The sequence below is a fragment of the Thermocrispum municipale DSM 44069 genome (genome assembly GCF_000427825.1).
Lineage (GTDB): Bacteria > Actinomycetota > Actinomycetes > Mycobacteriales > Pseudonocardiaceae > Thermocrispum > Thermocrispum municipale.
Genome location: NZ_ATYT01000009.1, coordinates 128683 through 147165 on the forward strand (window position 1 = coordinate 128683; position 18483 = coordinate 147165).

The window sequence follows — 18483 nt, forward strand, 5'->3', positions numbered from 1 at the left end:
ATCAAATTCAGTCACCCGCGAAAGAAATCTGTCAAGAAATGTCACGCACGCAGCGCAATCGGTGAGTCAGGAACGGCCCTTGTGGGCAGATTTGACCTGCGCGACGTGCACTTCGACACCCCGCTCGCGCAACGCGGCGAGCTCGTCGGGGTCGGCCCGGTCGTCGGTGACGAGATGGTGGATGTGCTCCGTCGCCACGGTCTGCAGCAGCGCGTCAGCGCCGATCTTCGTGTGGTCGGCCAGCACCACGACCTCGGCCGCGGCGGCGGCCATGGCACGGTCGACCCCGGCGACGGCGAGGTTCGGCGTGGACAAGCCGCGCTCGGCGGTGAGCCCGTTGCCGGACAGGAACGCGCGGGTACCCCGCACGCGGCCGAGCGTCTCCTCGGCCGTCGTGCCCACCAGAGCGTGGATCGAGCTCCGCAGCAGCCCGCCGGTCATCACGACGTCGACACCGCCGGCGCCCGCCAGGCTTTCGGCGACCCGCAGCGAGTTGGTCACCACGGTCAGCTCACTGCACCTGCGCAACCGGGCGGCGAACGCCCGAGTGGTCGTCCCCGCACCGACCACGATCGCGTCACCGTCGCTCACCAGCTCGGCGGCAAGACGGCCGATCGCCGCCTTCGCGTCCGCCGCGACCAGCGATTTCTCCGAGTACGACTGCTCGTGTGCCAGGCCACCCGGCACGACCGCTCCGCCGTGCCGCCGGTCCAGCATGCCTTCGGCCTCCAGGGCCTTCAGATCACGCCGCACGGTCACGTCGGACGAGCCGACCTCCTCGGCCAGCTCACGCAGCGAGATGGCGCCGTTGGAGCGGACCAGCTCGAGGATTCGTTGCCGTCGTTGCGCCGCGAACACGTGACGAATCTAGCGCCGATCCCGCCGACAGGCGGTGGCTCGGTTTTGCCCGGCGCCTCGTCGAGGGGATCGAACGGACGTGGGCTGTGTCACGATAGGGCCGTGACTGCACCGACGTACCCGAGCACGGTGGGCCGCATCCTCGAGCGAACTGCTCGCCGCCTACCGGACAAGCTGGCCCTGACCTTCGCCGATCGCCGCTGGACCTACGCGCAACTGGACCGAGCCGTCAGCCGTGTTGCGGCCGGCCTGCTGGCGCAGGGGCTCTCCCCTGGCGATCGGGTCATCGCGTTCGGCAAGAACTCCGACGCGTACTTGCTGTCCTATCTCGGCTGCGCCCGCGCCGGCCTGGTGCACGTGCCGATCAACTTCAACTCCCGGGGCGAGGAGCTGGCGTACCTGCTCACGCAGTCCGAGCCGTCGCTGGTGCTGGTCGACCCGGCGCTGGAGCCACTGGTCGACGAGGTGGCCGATCAGATCGGGTCGTTGCGCCGCGGCACGCTGCGGGACGGCGACGGTGAGATCGACCTGCTGCGCTGGGCGTTGGACGACAACGCGCCCGAGCACACCGAAAGCGGCGTCGACGACGACGATCTGGTCCAGCTGCTTTACACCTCGGGCACGACGTCGCGCCCGAAGGGTGCGATGCTGACCCACCGTGCGCTGGTGCACGAGTACGCCTCCAGCATCGCCGCGCTCGACCTGCGCCAGGACGACGTGCCGTTGCACTCGATGCCGCTGTATCACTCCGCGCAGATGCACGTCTTCCTGATCCCCGGGCTGGCCGTCGGCGCCACCAACCACCTGGTCCCGGCTCAAGACCTGGACGAAATCTTCCGCCGGGTGCCGCAGGACGGGATCACGTCGTTGTTCTTCCCGCCGACGGTGTGGGTCGGCATGGCCAATCACCCGGGCCTGACCACCGCGGATCTGAGCAGCCTGAGCAAGGCGTACTACGGCGCGTCCATCATGCCGGTGCCGGTGCTGCAGAAGCTCCAGCAGGTGCTGCCGGACGTGGGTTTCTACAACTGCTTCGGCCAGTCCGAGATCGGCCCGCTGGCGACCGTGCTGCGGCCGGAGGAGCACGAGAGGCGGCCGGACTCGATCGGTCGTCCGGTGCTGTTCGTCGAGGTCCGCGTGCTGGACGAGAACGGCAAGGACGTCGAGCCCGGCGGGCGCGGCGAGGTCGTCTACCGCTCCCCGCAGTTGTGTCGCGGCTACTGGGGCAAGCCGGAGGAAACCGCCGAGGCGTTCACCGAGGACGGCTGGTTCCGCTCGGGCGATCTGGTCCGGGTCGACGAAGAGGGCTACCTGTACGTGGTGGACCGGATCAAGGACGTGGTCAACACCGGCGGCGTGCTGGTGGCCTCCCGCGAAGTGGAGGAAGCACTCTACGGCCACCCGGCGGTCGGCGAGGTTGCGGTGATCGGGTTGCCGCACGAGCGCTGGATCGAAGCCATCACGGCGGTCGTGGTGCCCAAGGCCGAGGTCGGGCCGGACGAGTTGATCGCTTACGCCAAGGAGCACCTGGCGCCGCACAAGGTGCCGAAGGCGGTCTACCTGGTCGACGAGCTACCCAAGAACCCGTCGGGCAAGTTACTCAAGCGCGAGCTGCGGGCGAAGTACGGCGGCTCGCCGGACGCGGTCGGCTGATCCGCCACCCGGTCGTACGAGAAGTGCCCGCTCACCGGACTGGTGAGCGGGCACTTGTCTGCCTGGGATGTCTCAGTCGGTCTTGACGGCCGAGATCTCGAACTCCAGCACGACCTTGTCGCCGACCAGCACGCCGCCGGTCTCCAGCGTGGCGTTCCAGGTGATGCCGAACTCCTTGCGGCTGATCGTGGTGCTGCCCTCGAAGCCGATCCGCTTGTTGCCGAACGGGTCCAGTGCCGAGCCCTCGAAGGTCAGCGGAATGGTCACCTGCTTGGTGACGCCCTTGATGGTCAGGTCACCGGTGACGTCGAAGGTGTCCTCACCGGTCTGCTTGATCTCGGTGGAGGAGAAGGTGATCTCCGGGTACTTGTCCAGCTCCAGGAAGTCACTGCCGCGCAGGTGGGCGTCACGATCGGCGTTGCGCGTGTCGATGCTGTCGGCCTTGATCGTCACCGAGGCGCTCGACTTGCTCGGGTCGGTGCCGTCGATGGTGGCGGTGCCGGTGAACTCGTTGAACGCGCCGCGGACCTTGGTGACCATCGCGTGCCTGGCCACGAAGCCCAGGCGGGTGTGCGTGGGGTCCAACTGGTAAGTGCCGGTCAACTCGGCCCGATCGATCTGCGTTGCAGTCATAGTGTGGTGTCCTCCAACTCGTTGATGCGTCATCTACATTACGGCCAACATTGGTGACACGTCAACTATTTCGCTACACTGGATCGTGTGATGGCGAAGACACGGTGGCTCACCGACGAGCAGCAGTGCGTGTGGCGCACGTACCTGCTCATGAGCAAGCGGCTCAACGCGGCGTTGGTGCGGCAGATGCAGGCCGACTCCGAGTTGTCCATCGCGGACTTCGAAGTGCTGGTCGCGCTCACCGACACGCCTGAAGGCCGCGTGCGGTACGCGGAGCTCGCCCGCATCCTGACCTGGGAGAAAAGCCGCCTGTCTCACCAAGTCGCGCGCATGCAGAAGCGCGGGTTGGTGGAACGGCGCGCGTGCACCGAGGACGGGCGCGGCGCGTACGTGGCCATCACCGAGCGCGGCAGAAAGGCGATCGAGCAAGCCGCGCCCAAGCATGTCGAGACGGTGCAGCAGCTGGTGTTCGACAAGCTCAGCGACGACGAGGCCAAGCAGCTGCAAGCCATCAGCGCCCGGATCCTGGAGGGCCTGGACTGCCCCGACTGAGCGGGCGTCACAGCGAACGGACCGGGATGGCCGTCGCTGTTCGCCGAATCCGGGAGTCGGCCGTCGGGGTCCGGCCGGAGGGCCGGCGTGGGCGAGCGCCGCACGCCGACCCGTTCGCCGTGACGAGTCAACCGATCCGGTCGTAGGCCGGCAACGTCAGGAAGTCGACGAACTCGTCGGCGAGCGCGACCTGTTCGAACAACTCGATCGCAGGCTGCACCAGCTCCGCGGGCACCTGACCGTCCAGTTCGGACTTCACCTCGGCCAGCACGTCCCGTACCAGTCGGGCGGTGACCTGCGTGCCGTCGTCCAGCCGCACGCCGTTGTTCACCCACTGCCAGATCTGCGACCGGGAGATCTCCGCCGTCGCGGCGTCCTCCATCAGGTTGTGGATGGCGGCTGCTCCGTTGCCGCCGAGCCACGAGGCGATGTACCGCACGCCGACGTCGACCGCGCCCCGCAGGCCTTCCGCCGTGGCCGAGCCCGGTGTCGACGCCACGTCGAGCAGCTGCTCCGCGGTCACCGACACGTCTTCGCGTAGCCGCTCGAGCTGGTTCGGCCTCTCCCCCAGCACACCGTCGAACACCTCGGCGCACACCGGCACCAGGTCCGGGTGGGCCACCCAGGATCCGTCGAAGCCGTCGTTGGCCTCGCGGGTCTTGTCGTCGCGGACCTTCGCCAGCGCTTGCTCGGTGACCTCGGGGTCACGCCGGTTCGGGATGAACGCCGCCATGCCGCCGATGGCGTACGCGCCGCGCTTGTGACAGGTGCGCACCAGCAGCTCGGTGTAGGCGCGCATGAACGGTGCCGTCATCGTCACCGCGTTGCGGTCGGGCAACACGAACTTCTCGCCCGCGTCCCGGAAATACTTGATCACGCTGAACAGGTAGTCCCACCGTCCTGCGTTCAGGCCCGAAGCGTGGTCGCGCAGCTCGTAGAGGATCTCCTCCATCTCGAACGCGGCCGGGATGGTCTCGATCAACACCGTGGCGCGCACCGTGCCGTGCGGAATCCCCAGCTCACGCTGCGCGAACGTGAACACGTCGTTCCACAGCCGCGCCTCCAGGTGCGACTCCATCTTGGGCAGGTAGTAGAACGGGCCCTCGCCGCGTTCGGCCAGGTAGACGGCGTTGTGGAAGAAGTGCAGGCCGAAGTCGACCAGCGCGCCGACCGCGGGCTTGCCGTCGACGAGCAGGTGCCGCTCCGGCAGGTGCCAGCCGCGCGGACGGACGACCACGGTCGGCAGCGACGCATCGGTGCGCAGCTCGTAGCGCTTCTGCCCGGTGTCCAGCGAGATCGTCCGGCGAGCGGCCTCGAACAGGTTCAGCTGCCCGCCGACCACGTTGTGCCAGTGCGGCGTGTTGGCGTCCTCCAGGTCCGCCAGCCACACCTTGGCGCCGGAGTTCAGCGCATTGATGGTCATCTTGCGTTCGGTGGGTCCGGTGATCTCGACCCGGCGATCCCGCAATGCCTCGGGGGCCTCGGCCACCCGCCACTCCCCGGATCGCACGTCCGCCGTCTCCGGCAGGAAGTCCAGCCTCCCGGTGCGCGACGCCTCGGCCCGCCGTTGGGCGCGGGCGGCCAGCAACTCGTCCCTGCGCCGTGCGAACTGCTCGTGCAGATGGCCGACGAAGCCGAGCGCCTCCTCGGTGAGGATCTCCTCGCCGCGCTCGACGTCCGGCCCCACAACCTCAATTTCCGCCATGAACCCCACTCCACTCGAGTTCGCCAGCACAATCAAGCAGGCTGTGCCCACCATGCCTCATCGCGTCCGGCGCTCGAAATCACAGTCCCGGCTTGTGCCCCTGATGTTGTCGTGCGCAGCGCGTATTGGCAGGGTGTCACCGTTCTGACTGCGGAGGTGTGGGCATGGCGGTGAACCAACGGAGGGGTCAGCGGACGGGCGGCATGCTGGACCGGTACTTCCGGCTGTCCGACCACGACACGACGGTCGGGCGCGAGCTGATCGCCGGCCTGACCACCTTCCTGGCGATGGGCTACATCCTGTTCGTCAACCCGCAGATCCTCGGCGAAGCGGGCATGGACCGGGAGGCCGTGTTCGTCGCCACCGGTCTGGCCGCGGCGCTGAGCACGTTGGTGATGGGTCTGTGGGCGCGCTACCCCATCGCACTGGCGCCGGGCATGGGCGTCAACGCGTTCTTCGCCTTCACCGTCGTGCTGGGCTTCGGCATCCCGTGGCAGACGGCGTTGGCAGGCACGCTGGTCAGCGGGTTCCTCATCTTCGTGCTGGTGCTCACCGGGCTGCGCGAAGCGATCATCAACGCCATCCCGATGCAGCTCAAGCTCGCCACCGGAGCGGGGATCGGGGCGTTCATCGCGTTCGTCGGGCTGCGCAACGCCGAGATCGTGGTGGCTGACGACTCGACGTTCGTCGCGCTCGGCGATCTGGGTCGCGCGGAGACCGTGCTGGCGTTGTTCGGGCTGGTGGCCACCGCGTTGCTGCTGGTGAAAGGTGTGCGCGGCGCGGTGTTCTACGGCATGGTGCTCACCGGCCTGGTCGGCGTGGTGCTGGGGGTGATCGAGCCGCCCTCCGGCGTCGTGGCCGGGGTGCCGAGCCTGGCGCCGACGTTCGGCCAGGCCATCACCAGCTTGCCCGACCTGTTCGTCGGCGAGATGCTCGTGGTGATCTTCACGATGATGTTCGTCGACTTCTTCGACACGTCGGGCACGCTGATCGCCATCGCCGGCCAGGCGGGTCTGCTGCGTGACGGCAAACTCCCCAGGGCGCGCGCTGCATTCGTGTCGGACTCCGTCGCGGCGATGGGTGGCGCGGTGCTGGGTACGTCGACCACCACCGCATACGTGGAGTCGTCCGCGGGTGTTGCCGCGGGCGGGCGCACCGGGTTGACGTCGGTGGCGACGTCGGTGCTGTTCCTGCTCGCTCTGTTCTTCTCCCCGCTGCTGGGTGTCGTGACACCTGCCGTGACCGCGCCCGCGCTGATCATCGTGGGTGTGTTGATGGCACGCGGGCTCGGCGAGGTCGACTGGAGCAAGATCGAGTACGCCATCCCGGTGTTCCTCACGGTCATCGCGATGCCGCTGACGTACTCGGTGGCCACCGGCATCGCCGTCGGACTGTTCTTCTATCCGCTGGCCATGGCCGCACGCGGGCGGTGGCGCGAGGTCCACCCGGTGGGCTACGTGCTGTTCGCCGTGGTCTGCGCCTACTTCATCTGGCTGGCCTGACAACTCACGCCCCAGCTCGGGAGACAGTTCGGGAGACAGTTCGGAGACAGTTCGGGAGACAGTTCGGAGACACTGTGACCATGTCTGATCACAACGGTCGCGTCCTTGTCGTCGGCGCGTTGCCGCCCTGGTTGCAGGCGGCGGTGAACGAGCACGATCCGCTCGTGCTGCCGGGGGAAGGCGAACGCGACGCGTTTCTCGCCCAGCACGCCGAATCCGTGCACGTCGCCGTGACCACCGCGTTCGCCGGGGTGGGCAGCGAGCTGATGGCGGCGCTGCCGAACCTACGGGCCGTGATCAACTTCGGTACCGGGTGCGACAGCACCGACCTGGCGCAGGCGGAGCGGCGCGGGATCGGGGTCAGCAACACGCCGGACGTGCTGACCGACTGCGTGGCCGACACCGCCGTGGCGCTGCTGCTCGACGCGATGCGCGGGTTCGCCGCGTCCGACCGGTATGTACGGCAAGGCCGGTGGGAGACCGAGGGGCCGTTCCGGTTGACCCGCAAGGTCGGCGGGTCGCTGGTCGGGATCTTGGGTCTCGGCCGCATCGGGCGCGCGGTGGCCGCCCGGCTCGAGCCGTTCGGTTGCCGGATCGCGTACCACAGCCGTCGCCGCGCGGACGACGTCGACTATCCGTACTACGACTCCCCTGCCACGTTGGCCGAGGCGGTCGACGTGCTGGTCGTCGCGGTGACGGGTGGGCCGGAGACGGTGAACTTGGTCGACCGTTCGGTGCTCGAGGCGCTTGGGCCTCGCGGCTACCTGGTGAATGTGTCGCGCGGCAGCGTCGTCGACGAGGACGCGTTGGTGGAGCTGCTGGCCACAGGCGGTCTCGCCGGCGCCGGGCTGGACGTCTACGTCGACGAGCCGCACGTGCCGCAGCGGTTGCGCGAACTGGACAACGTGATGCTGCTGCCGCACGTCGGCAGCGGGACCGTGGAGACGCGCAAGGCGATGTCCGACGTCGCAGCGCGCAACCTCGAGCAGTTCTTGCGGGACGGCACGCTGGTCGATCCGGTGGTCGAGCCGCGGCGCTGACCAGCTGGGGCGAGCGGGGGACGCCCAGGCACTTCCGCCTAGCGCGATCGCCCCCGCCGGATCACCCGGCCAGAATCCGGCGCCCTTCCTCGGGCAGCCGCCGCCACCAGTGGTGGTACCGCCGGTACAGGGCAGGCTCCCGATGACCGAGCAGCTCCAGCAACCGCTCGGCCTCCTCGGTCAGCCCGCGCCATGCCGAGGAGGGCAGCGGCTCGAACGGGGTCGCCTCCACCTTGCCGTCCACGACCCGCCACACCCCGACGACCTTTCCGTCGACCAGCAACGTCGGCAGGCAGTCGCCGTTCACCCGGGTCACGATCTTGCGGTACTCCGCAGGGATCACCCGGCTGCGGTCGGCGTACGCCAGCAGGAGGTTGTCCCACATCGGCAGCAGCCGAGGCGGCACCGGCACGTCCGGCGCGGGAATGCGACCCTCGGGCACGTCGTGGAGCACCGATCCGTCGGGCCCGCGCACGGTGATCAGCTCGTCGCCGAGATCCTGCACAGCCTTCTTCACCCGGGTCCGCTGCATCCCCACGAACTGTGCGATGTCGGCAATGCTCGCCGGACCGAACGCCGACAGGTAGCACTGCACCACCGCCTTGCCGGCCTCGGCGCTCCGCTCCGGGTCGGCCGAGCCCGCGATCTCGGTGGCGGCGCGAAAGCTCGGCCGGTTCCCGAACGCCCACCCGCCGCCGGTCGGCTCGTGCACCAACGGCGCGATCACCCGCAGCGCGCGCCACACCCCCGGAGGTGACTCGCCACCGAACCGCTCGGCGATCCACCGCTGCAGCTCCTGGCTCGTCCGCGGCGTCGCGGCGAACTCGATCAACGCGGGCACCATGGCGTCGACGTCCTCGGGGCGCAGGCCGGACGGCGTGAACTGCCTGTCGAATGCGACGGGGCGAATCGTCGGCAGAGCGGCCGTCCGCAGCGTCGCGTGATCCTCCTGGTGAACCGCATGCAGCGTGATCCGCAACAGCGTCCCCTTGACCACGGTGAACTGCGCGAAGGCCGCGTCCAGCTCCGCCGGATCGAAATCGGCCAGCCTGCTCGCCAGCGCCACGTACACCGATTCGGGCTGCTGAGCCTGCACCGCGATCAGCCGCCGCACCGCGTCCGCGACGTCGAGCCGCTCCCGCTCCAGCAGGAACTGGCGGCTCAGCGTGGCACGGTTCAACTGCACGGCCGACACTTCGGCCACCGAGCTGGTCATGGCGCGAGCTTAGCCACGCCCACCGACGTTCCCGGACGAAAAATTCCCACTCGCTGGACTCCGCGCGGCCTGCCGAGCACGCTATGCCTGTGCTGTGTCGGCCGTACCCGGCCGAGCCCGAGAAAGGATGGGGATGAGACGCCGAAGCTTCTTGGTCGGAGCCGCCGGTGCGGCCGCAACTCCGCTCGTCACCGGCGCCGCTCCCGCGGTCGCCGCACCGTCCGGCACCGCCGCCTCGCCGCATCACCGAGTACTTCCCGGCGCGGACGTGATGGCGGCCGAGAACTGGGCCGACCTCGCCGGGCAGAAGGTCGGTGTCATCACCAACCCGACCGGGATCACCACCGCGCTGACCAGCATCGTCGACCAGATGCACGCCTCGGGCTCGGTCGACGTCGTGGCGGTGTTCGGACCCGAGCACGGATTCCGTGGCACCGGACAAGCCGGTGACGGCGAGGGCGACCACGTCGACCCGCGCACCGGGATCATGGTCTACGACGCCTACGGCGCCGACGCGACGAAGTTCCGCGAGCTGTACCGCAAATCCGGCGTGGAGACCGTGGTCTTCGACATCCAGGACGTCGGGGCCCGCTTCTACACCTATATATGGACGATGTACGAGGCGATGGCGGGCGCGGTCGGCTCGGACATCCGGTTCGTGGTGTTCGACCGCCCGAATCCGGTCGGCGGGCACGTGCGCGGGCCGATGCTCGTCGACGGCTTTCAGTCCGGCGTCGGCAAACAGCCGATCCTGCAGCAGCACGGCATGACGGTCGGCGAGCTCGCGCGCTTCTTCAACGGCGAGCTGCTGCCCGAACAAGCAGACGGGCAAGTCGGTCAACTCGATGTGGTGCAGGTCCGTGGATGGCGCCGGAGCATGCTGTTCGCCGACACCGGCCTGCCGTGGACGCTGCCCAGCCCGAACATGCCGACCGCGGACACCGCTCTGTTGTATCCGGGCACGTGTCTGTTCGAGGCCACCAACCTGTCCGAAGGCCGAGGGACCACCCGGCCGTTCGAGCTGATCGGCGCGCCGTACCTGGACCACCGCTGGGCGCACGCCCTGGAGGAGCTCGACCTGCCCGGGGTGCGGTTCCGCGAGGCGTATTTCGTGCCGACCTTCAGCAAGCACGCCGGCGAGGTCTGCGCGGGCGTCCAGGTGCACATCGTCGACCCGCAACGCGTAGAGGCCATCGAGGTGGCCACGCACATGATCGTCACCGCCGCCACGCTCTACGACGAGTTCGACTGGCGGGCCGGGGACGACCCGCACGGCCGGTGGATCGACCTGCTCACCGGGTCGGACCGGTTCCGCACGATGCTGGCCGCCGGCGCATCGGCTGAGGACATCGTCGCGGCGTGGCACGATGAACAAGCGGCGTTCGACCGGCAGCGCCGTCCCTACCTGCTCTACCGGGGTTGACGCGATGCGCAAATCAGTAGTGGTGCTGGCGGTGGCCGCACTGACGTTCGGGGGAATGACCCCGGCGCACGGCGAGTCGTTGCCCGGCGATGCCGGCCGCTACGACCACCCGCGTCCCGGTTTCTCGCCGCCGAACACCACGTTGGCCGAAGCGCCCCCGGAGTCGGTCGGCCTGGATGCGGAGCCGATCAAGACAGCGCTTGCCGCGGTCCGCGACGCCACGAAGCCCGCGGGCGACGAGCTCCCTCTGCTGCCCGGCGCGGTCACCGTGTTCGGCCACCACGGCAAGATCGTCGCCAAGGAGGCCACCGGCTGGGCGCTGCGCTACGCCGACGCCGACGGCACCGAGCTGCCCGCGAACGAACAGCTGCCGATGCGCACCGACACGATCTTCGACATGGCGTCGGTGTCCAAGCTGTTCACGTCCATCGTGGTGATGCAGCAGGTGGAAGCGGGCAAGGTCGACCTGGACGTCCCGGTGGCGCAGTACGTGCCGGAGTTCGCCGAGAACGGCAAGGAGTCCATCACCGTCCGGCAGCTGTTGACCCACACCTCCGGTCTGCCTGCGTGGCTGCCGTTGTGGTCGGACTACCCGGACCCCGAGTCGCGCCTGCACGCGGCGTTGACCGCCGAGTTGGCCAACGAGCCGGGCAGCACGTACGAGTACTCGGACCTGAACCTGATCACGCTCGGCGTGCTGGTCGAGCGGGTCAGTGGCAAGTCGCTGGACGAGCTGGTGGCCGACGGCATCACCAGCCCGCTCGCCATGGCCGACACCGGTTACAACCCGAGCCCGGCCAAGCGCGACCGCATCGCCGCCACCGAGTATCAGGCAGCGCCGCCGCGCGGGATGGTGCACGGCGAGGTGCACGACGAGAACGCCTGGTCCCTGGGCGGCGTCGCGGGCCACGCGGGCGTGTTCTCGACGGCCGACGACATGGCGGTGCTGGCGCAGGCGCTGCTCAACGGCGGCAGCTACGACGGTGAGCGGATCCTGTCCCGCCGCAGCGTGGAGCTGATGATCACCAACTTCACGCCCGAGTTCCCCGGCGACGACCACGGGCTCGGGTTCGAACTCAACCAGCGCTGGTACATGTCCGGGCTGGCCGGGCCGCGCACCGCGGGCCACACCGGCTTCACCGGGACGTCGCTGGTGATCGACTTCCCGTCCCGCTCGTTCGCCATCCTGCTGACCAACCGGGTCCACCCGACGCGCACCCGCGGCAGCATCAACCCGGTGCGGCAAGCCGTCGCGCAAGGGCTGGCGGAAGCCTTGGCCGTGCGACCTCGGCACGGTGACGACGCGTGGTTCTCCGGTGTGCAGCCCACTACGACGGCGACGCTGGATGCGCCGGTGAACGTCCCGGCAGGCGGGGCCGAGCTGACGTTCGACCTGTTCGTCGACCTGGAGTCCACCGAGTCGCTGTATCTGGAGGCGTCCGCCGACGGCGGCAGGTCGTGGTCGCCGGTTCCCTTCGAGGTCCACGACCGAGGCGACGTGACGCGCACCGACGGGTCGTACACCGATACCGGGAAACGACGCTGGATGCGGGCCGTTGCCCAACTCGAGCCCGGTGCCCTGTTGGTGCGATGGCGATCGGTGACCGACGCGACGCAGGCCGGACGCGGTGTGTTCGTGGACGGCATCCGCGCCACCGCGGGCCCGCGGCTGCTGCTCGACGCTGAACGCCACCCCGAGCTTCTGGATGCGGACGGCTGGGAGGCCGTCGAGCGCTGAAGGACCACCTAGGAATTCGGTGCCCGAGGACGGGCGGGCGCCGATACCGCCTGTTTTCCCAGCAGGTGAATCACATCACGCCGGGAAACCCACCCTGAGCAGCGGTTTCACTATAAGACAGGTCTGTCTCTTATCTGGACAAACTGGTCTGTCTCTGCGACCCTGGACGTCGCGGTTGAGCACCCAGCCGCCCCCAACGCGACAGTGCACCCGACAAGGCGGCATCTGGTGGAGGCACCGCACACGAACGCGACAGTCACGGCACCCACTCCCACACGGGCGCGGCACAACCGCGCCGGGGAAGGCGAGTACGACCAGTTCGAGGCGCTGTTCGCCCGCCTGAGCCAGCTGGACGCGAACACCGAAGAGCACGCGCAACTCCGCGAGCGGCTGATCACCGAGCACTTGCCGGTCGCCCGACACATCGCCCGACGGTTCGCCGGCCGCGGCGAGCCCGACGGGGACCTGGTCCAGGTCGCAACCATCGGTTTGATCAACGCCGTCGACCGGTACGACCCGGGTTACGGACGCGGGTTCCTGCCGTTCGCGGTCCCCACCATCAAGGGCGAGGTCCAGCGGCACTTCCGGGACGCCACGTGGGCCATGCGAGTTCCGCGCCGCATGAAGGAACTCCATCTGCAGCTGGTCAAGGCCGGCGGCGTGCTGGCCGACGAGCTCGGCCGATCCCCGCGCCCCAGCGAGCTGGCCGAGCACCTGGGCATCAGCCGGGACGAGGTCATGGAGGGCCTGGCCGCCGCGGCCGCGTACCGGCCGGCCTCACTGAACCGGCCGATCCGCAAGGACGAAGCCACGTCCGACGACTACGGTGAGCAACTCGGCGACACCGACGACGCACTTGATGTCATCGACGACGCCGAGTACCTCCGACCTGCCCTGCGCAAGCTGCCCGAGCGGGAACGCCGAATCATCGCGCTGCGATTCTTCAGCCACATGACACAGAGCCAGATCGCCCACACCATCGGCATTTCGCAAATGCACGTTTCGCGATTGCTGGCCAGGTCGCTGGCCAGGCTGCGAGCGGAATTGGGCGAAAAGCCCACGAGCTGACCACCGCCATTCACTGCCGGCAGGAGACTGGACCGACGCGCGCGGTTTCGGTTTCGCCAGCACGCTGCGATCGACCTGACGTCGACTTTTCCGCCAGCCGGAATCCGCGCGCTCGAATTGCCGTGGAAATGATTCCCGCACTGTGGAATCTGTCTTGACCATACCGCCGAACGGAGCAAAGATCTACGCCATGGTGGCGTGCGTTCTCCTGACCAAGCGGCTACACATCGACCTGCAACGCAGTTCGAGCGCACTCCCCCGGCTCGCAGCCGACGTCGGCTGATCGGGTCGAGTAGTACTCCTTCTCGCTAGCCGGGCGCGGTGAACCCGCGTTTCGGTCAATTCATGCTGCGCATTTTCCCGTCCGCGGGTCGATGCGCGTCTTTGGCGAGGGCACATCATTCTCTCACTGACGGAGAAAACACATGGCGAAGAAGAAATGGCGCGGACGCACGCTGGGCAGTTTCCTTGCCGTGGTCGCGCTGTCCGCCGGGCTACTCGGGGCTTCCGGCCTGAGTAACTCCGCATACGCGGACGTACAAGTGGTGGAAAGCGCCGTGCAGGCGGCGGACGGCGAGCGGTACTGGGTGCGCAACCACCTGGTGCCGGATCTGGCCACGAAGTCGACCGAGGACGGCAAACGGAAGAAGTGGCTGTTGGTGTGGGCGGGCGACGAGAACATCGCCGACACCGTGGTCAAGGACGTCAAGAACCTGCCGGGCACGCTCGGCGGGGGCCTGAACAAGGTGAAGAACGCCCTGCCCGGTCCGGACTTCCTCGCGGTCATCGACGCCACCGAGGGCTCCCCGACCTACGGCAAGGTGGTCAACACCGCCACGGTCGGCCCGCTGGTGGAGAACGAGCCGCACCACATGCAGTACGTCTGGCACAAGGGCGACACCGTTTACGCGGGTGCGCTGTTCGCCGCGGCCACGTACGCGTTCGACGTCTCCCAGCTGCCGAAGCTGAAGCTCAAGGGCGTCAGCTTGCCGACGCAGACGCTCGGCGGCTCGGTGCCGGACGCCTACTGGACGCTCAAGGACGGCACGGCGTACGGCACGTACATGGGTGGCCCGGTGGTGCCCGGCCCGTACACGTACAAGAACGGGCAGACCGTGATCAGCAACGGTTTCGCAGGCAGCCCCGGTGCGGTGATCCGGTTCGACCAGAACGGCAAGGTGCTGTCGGAGACGTCGGCGGCCACTCCGCAGGGCGACAACGCCAAGCTGTGCGAGAACCTGCCGACGCTGGGCAAGCCGACGTGCGCCAACCCGCACGGCATCCAGGCGCGTGAGGACCTGAACACGCTGGTGACCAGCGACTACGCCGAGCCGAGGAACATCATCCTCGACCCGGTGAAGCAGCCGTCGCCGTACTTGCGCAGGCCGACGGTGCGCACGTGGGACATCTCCGACCGCAACAACCCGAAGCTGCGGGCGGTCTCCTACCTGCCGAACGGTCCACGGGCCAAGGACTACGACCCGCTGTACGCCGAGAGCCGCGCGGTCATGGAGACGACGGTGACGAACAAGCCCGAGCACAAGGGCGCGTTCGCGCAGACGATGCAGGGTGGGGCGGTCTTCTACACGCCGGACATCACCGCCAAGCGGCCCAAGTGGACGCAGGTGTTCGACGACGGCGCGGCTGCGGGCAAGATCTTCCCGGGCAACGACGCGATCGGCGCCAGCTCCAACGGTGGCTGGATCCAGACCAGCCCGGACGACCGCTTCCTGTACCGGGCGATCACCGGGCGCCAGCCGGGAACGCTCGGCAAGGACGACCCCGGTACCACCGGCGGCGTCTACGTGCTGGACATCAGCAAGCTGGTCGATGCGGGCACCGACTTCAAGTGCAGCATCGACACGAAGGCGGAGTCCGAGAACGGCGGCCAGGAGGACGACTGCCCGACCGTGGCAGGTGCCGCGCCGATCAACCCCGGCGTCTCGGGGGCGGGCCCGCACTGGGGCGCGTACGACAACTTCGTGCTCGACTCGGGCAGCGGCAAGTACGTGGAGACCGAGTCCCCGACCCGGCTGGCGGTGTCGAACTACTTCGTCGCACGGTCCGGCCTGGACGGTGACCACAAGGTCAACATCGTCAAGCTCGCCGAGGACGGTTCGGCGACGGTGGACAAGAACTTCCGCGACGAGTTCACCGGCCAGGTCGGCATCAACTTCAACCGCAAGTCCTGGCCGCACGGCAACTTCGGCAATGCCAAACCGCACTCCGAGTTGTTCGTGATCGCCGAGCGCGACCTCGAGTAGTCACCCGTCCCCGATGAATCCGGGTGCAGTGGCCGGTGCCGTCCGCACCGGTCACTGCACCCCTGACCAGGGAGAACGTCGATGGTTCACGATCACGTCGCCGATGTGGCCGGTGGCGCGGGCGGCTCGTGGCAGGACATCGCACTGCGGTTGATGCTGCTGTGGCCGGCTGCCGTGGTCGCCGGGATCGGCCTGTTCATCCCGTGGCTGCGCAGCTCCGGCGGGGTGTCGCCGCTGCCGCGCCGACTGCTGCTCGGCGCCTGGATCGCCGGGGCCGGTTCGGCCCTGCTGGCCGTGCTCTCGGTCCTGGTTTCGGACGTGAACCCGATCGGCGGCGGGGTGCACGCCGTGCTGGCGCTGGCGGTTCCCACGCTGCTGCGCCGGCCGGTGCTTGCGCGCTGGGCGGCCGCTGCGCTGCTGGTGTTGCTGGTGGTCGAATCCGTCTCCGGCCGTTCCGGGTTGGATTTCGCTTTGGACACCGCCTACGTCGCGGCGGCGACGATCTGGTTCGGTGTCGCCGCGCTCGCGTTGACGGCTCCGGCCGATCGGTGGCGTCCGGCGACGGTCCGGCTCGACTCGTTGGCGATCTCGCTCGCCGTGCTGTTGACCGCGGTCGGCGTGGTACAGGTCGGGTTGTCCGGGATCGGCTTCGACCGTCGGCTCTTCTCTTCCGCTTTCGGCTTGACGCTGCTGGCGGTCGTACTGCTGCCCGCCGTCGCCACGGTCGTCGTCCTCGCCGTCGCGCGGTCCGGGCGCGCCCCGAGCGCGGGATTCCGGGCCGGCGCAGGATTCGTGGCCGCGGCACTGCTGGCATGGACCGCACTCGTGGCCGTCCCCAAGCCGCCGGATCTGCCGGTGCCGGGTGTCCCGCTGCTGGCGTCGGTCGACCTGAACGAGCTGGAGGTCCCGGTCCTGGTGAGCCCGCAGCGCCCCGGCCCCAACTTGGTACACCTCCCCGACATCGGTGGTCCGCAGGTCACGGTGACCGCGGGCGGCAAACGCGTCGCCGCCACCACGCGGCCCGGCGCGCAAGGCCTGTGGGCGGAGGTCGACCTGCCTCGCGGTCGCAGCGACCTGGTCATCACCCGCGGCGAGAGCAGCGACGAACTGGGGGTCGAAGCCGGTGAGCTGGCACCGCGTCCGCTGCCCGCCGACGACGGCCCGGAGTGCGCCGCGGCCGCGCTGGGCAGCCTGGTCGCGGAGCGGCAGCAGGCGGTGGATCGCTGCCCGTCGGAAGTACTCACGTCGGATGACGAGGAAGCGTTGCGGAAACTGGTGCGCTTCCTGAACAGCAAGCACGTACCGGCGATCACCCTGGTCGCGGATCGGTCACCGCGCGGACGCGCAGCTGACGCCGCGGTGCGTGACGAGGCCGGCCGCGCCGAGATCCGGGTTCTGCGCCAGCCGGCCGCGGATTCGGCACTGCTGGTCGTCTCCGGCTGGCGGGCGGCGCATCGAGCCACCACCCACGCGGCCAAGGCGCAGGCGGAGAAGCCGACGTACTCCCGGGGCATCTACCTGGCGCCCTGGCTGCTCAGCGCCCCGATCGCCACGTCGGTGGCCAGCGCGTCGGTGCCGTTGCGGTTCGACCCACGACAACCCGCTGCCGTCGACTTCACCGTGGCCGTCGGTGACGCGTTCGGCAGGCAAGGCCCGACCGTCGGCGCCTACCACGAGTACCTGCGCGCCACCGGCAGGCAGGCTGACGCGGCAGACGCGGTACGGATCTTCGCGGTCGCCCAGGTCAACGTCATGGCGATGTCCCCGACGGCAAAGCACGCGCCCGGCATGGCCACCGCCGGCGAGGGCCCTGGTCACTGGATTCCCCGCAGCACGGTCATTCCCGTGACGCTTCCGCTGGCGGACGCCAGTGGCTGAGCGCTCGGCGCCGCTGGCCCCCGACGTTCTCGTCGGCCGACGCGAGCGGCAACACCGGAAGCATCCGCCGACCGACGTGAGCGACCGACGCAGTGGACCACCCCGGCTCCTCCGCCGACCGACGTGAGCGCAGCGCAGGCGGCGCACCACCCCCCGACTCTTCCGCTGGCAGGTGACCAGCGGTGACCACCCCACACGCGAAGGAGGTGAAGACATGAAGACATCCCTGAAGCGGGCCGCGGTGCTTGGTGCGACCGTGATCGGGCTGTTCGGTCTGTCCGGCGGGATCGCAGGCGCGGCCGAGACCCCGGTGTGGGTGCTGCCCGGCGTGGACGGAGGGGCCCTCATCGGCCCGATCAGCCAGCTGCCGACGCAGGCGCTCGCGCCGGTGTACGACGTCCTGACCCTGCTCGCCGGGTGAGCAGGCCGCCCCAACCACAGAGAGGTCAACTGCCATGAAGAGAACCCTGCTGCGCGGCACCGTCGCCGCCGTGATGACCGGCGCCGCGTTGTTCGCGTCGGCGTCCCCGGCGCTGGCCGACGAGCCCGAGATCGTCGACGAGCCGGACACGTCCAACTACCACGACAAGTACACGTTCGCGCCGTTGGGCGTGCCGGTCATCGGACTGATCCAGTCACTGAGTGCCGCGCCGGGAAAGATCATCCCCGGCGCCTGATCCCCGATCAGCAGAGGCCCGGCCCTTGGTTGGCCGGGCCTCTTGCGATGTTCGGACCTGCGATCCGCCAGCCGTACCGGCGAAGGTCCCCGTGGAGTCGGCGGTCACGCCATGTGCCGGGGAGTGTTCGCCGAGCCCGGCGGGCTCCGCGCGGGTCGTCGGTGCGAGCCGCACTGCGGCCAGAGCCGCACGGGTATTCGGCGCGAGCCGCGCGAGCCTTCCGGGAAAGGCCGTGCGAGTCCGAGTGGGTGCGGCCCCGCGAGTTCGCCACGACGT

16 protein-coding genes are annotated in these 18483 nt (G+C 69.0%); 12 read left to right on the top strand and 4 right to left on the bottom strand.

The window, feature by feature from the left end; translation table 11 throughout:
- Positions 1 to 66: 66 nt before the first annotated feature.
- Positions 67 to 858: a DeoR/GlpR family DNA-binding transcription regulator gene (locus tag YWM_RS0111415; protein ID WP_028850838.1), complete on the bottom strand. Its 792-nt coding sequence runs from the start codon at positions 856 to 858 to the stop codon at positions 67 to 69.
- Positions 859 to 960: 102 nt separating this feature from the next.
- Between YWM_RS0111415 and YWM_RS0111420 the strand changes: the two genes are divergently transcribed.
- The gene (locus tag YWM_RS0111420; protein ID WP_028850839.1) at positions 961 to 2511 is read left to right on the top strand and encodes a fatty acyl-CoA synthetase; all 1551 of its coding nucleotides are present in this window, start codon (positions 961 to 963) and stop codon (positions 2509 to 2511) included.
- Positions 2512 to 2583: 72 nt separating this feature from the next.
- On the opposite strand, the gene YWM_RS0111425 is transcribed toward YWM_RS0111420, so the two are convergent.
- Entirely contained in the window at positions 2584 to 3144 is a 561-nt protein-coding gene (locus tag YWM_RS0111425) for a YceI family protein (protein ID WP_028850840.1), read from the bottom strand.
- 90 nt (positions 3145 to 3234) lie between these two features.
- Here YWM_RS0111425 and YWM_RS0111430 point away from each other — a divergent pair, with 90 nt between their 5' ends.
- The gene (locus YWM_RS0111430; protein ID WP_028850841.1) at positions 3235 to 3696 is read left to right on the top strand and encodes a MarR family winged helix-turn-helix transcriptional regulator; all 462 of its coding nucleotides are present in this window, start codon (positions 3235 to 3237) and stop codon (positions 3694 to 3696) included.
- A gap of 127 nt (positions 3697 to 3823) precedes the next feature.
- Here the strand turns inward: YWM_RS0111430 and aceB are convergent, their stop codons facing one another.
- Positions 3824 to 5401, bottom strand: coding sequence for a malate synthase A (gene aceB / locus YWM_RS0111435; protein ID WP_028850842.1), 1578 nt, complete (start codon positions 5399 to 5401; stop codon positions 3824 to 3826).
- A gap of 164 nt (positions 5402 to 5565) precedes the next feature.
- On the opposite strand from aceB, the gene YWM_RS0111440 reads away from it, so the two are divergent.
- The gene (locus YWM_RS0111440) at positions 5566 to 6903 is read left to right on the top strand and encodes an NCS2 family permease (protein WP_281168818.1); all 1338 of its coding nucleotides are present in this window, start codon (positions 5566 to 5568) and stop codon (positions 6901 to 6903) included.
- A gap of 80 nt (positions 6904 to 6983) precedes the next feature.
- The gene (locus tag YWM_RS0111445; protein ID WP_043660769.1) at positions 6984 to 7943 is read left to right on the top strand and encodes a 2-hydroxyacid dehydrogenase; all 960 of its coding nucleotides are present in this window, start codon (positions 6984 to 6986) and stop codon (positions 7941 to 7943) included.
- A 61-nt stretch (positions 7944 to 8004) separates the two neighbouring features.
- On the opposite strand, the gene YWM_RS0111450 is transcribed toward YWM_RS0111445, so the two are convergent.
- Positions 8005 to 9159 carry a winged helix DNA-binding domain-containing protein gene (locus YWM_RS0111450; RefSeq protein WP_028850845.1) on the bottom strand — a complete coding sequence of 385 codons (1155 nt, stop codon included), beginning with the start codon at positions 9157 to 9159 and terminating at the stop codon, positions 8005 to 8007.
- Positions 9160 to 9286: 127 nt separating this feature from the next.
- Here YWM_RS0111450 and YWM_RS0111455 point away from each other — a divergent pair, with 127 nt between their 5' ends.
- From YWM_RS0111455 to YWM_RS0111485, 8 genes are all read left to right on the top strand, one after another.
- Complete coding sequence (locus YWM_RS0111455; RefSeq protein WP_028850846.1) at positions 9287 to 10582, top strand: exo-beta-N-acetylmuramidase NamZ family protein; 1296 nt, start codon at positions 9287 to 9289, stop codon at positions 10580 to 10582.
- Between the two features lie 4 nt (positions 10583 to 10586).
- The gene (locus tag YWM_RS0111460) at positions 10587 to 12320 is read left to right on the top strand and encodes a serine hydrolase domain-containing protein (RefSeq protein ID WP_028850847.1); all 1734 of its coding nucleotides are present in this window, start codon (positions 10587 to 10589) and stop codon (positions 12318 to 12320) included.
- Positions 12321 to 12548: 228 nt separating this feature from the next.
- Entirely contained in the window at positions 12549 to 13388 is an 840-nt protein-coding gene (locus tag YWM_RS23250; protein WP_084612340.1) for a SigB/SigF/SigG family RNA polymerase sigma factor, read from the top strand.
- Between the two features lie 190 nt (positions 13389 to 13578).
- Positions 13579 to 13671 carry a putative leader peptide gene (locus YWM_RS27180; protein ID WP_425426543.1) on the top strand — a complete coding sequence of 31 codons (93 nt, stop codon included), beginning with the start codon at positions 13579 to 13581 and terminating at the stop codon, positions 13669 to 13671.
- 142 nt (positions 13672 to 13813) lie between these two features.
- On the top strand, positions 13814 to 15652 hold the full coding sequence (locus YWM_RS0111470; RefSeq protein WP_052344798.1) for a hypothetical protein: 1839 nt from the start codon (positions 13814 to 13816) through the stop codon (positions 15650 to 15652).
- A gap of 81 nt (positions 15653 to 15733) precedes the next feature.
- Positions 15734 to 17530: a hypothetical protein gene (locus YWM_RS0111475; RefSeq protein WP_028850849.1), complete on the top strand. Its 1797-nt coding sequence runs from the start codon at positions 15734 to 15736 to the stop codon at positions 17528 to 17530.
- A 214-nt stretch (positions 17531 to 17744) separates the two neighbouring features.
- Entirely contained in the window at positions 17745 to 17951 is a 207-nt protein-coding gene (locus YWM_RS0111480; RefSeq protein ID WP_052344799.1) for a hypothetical protein, read from the top strand.
- Positions 17952 to 17985: 34 nt separating this feature from the next.
- Positions 17986 to 18207, top strand: a complete 222-nt coding sequence (locus tag YWM_RS0111485) for a hypothetical protein (protein WP_028850851.1) — start codon at positions 17986 to 17988, stop codon at positions 18205 to 18207.
- The last annotated feature ends 276 nt before the right edge of the window (positions 18208 to 18483 follow it).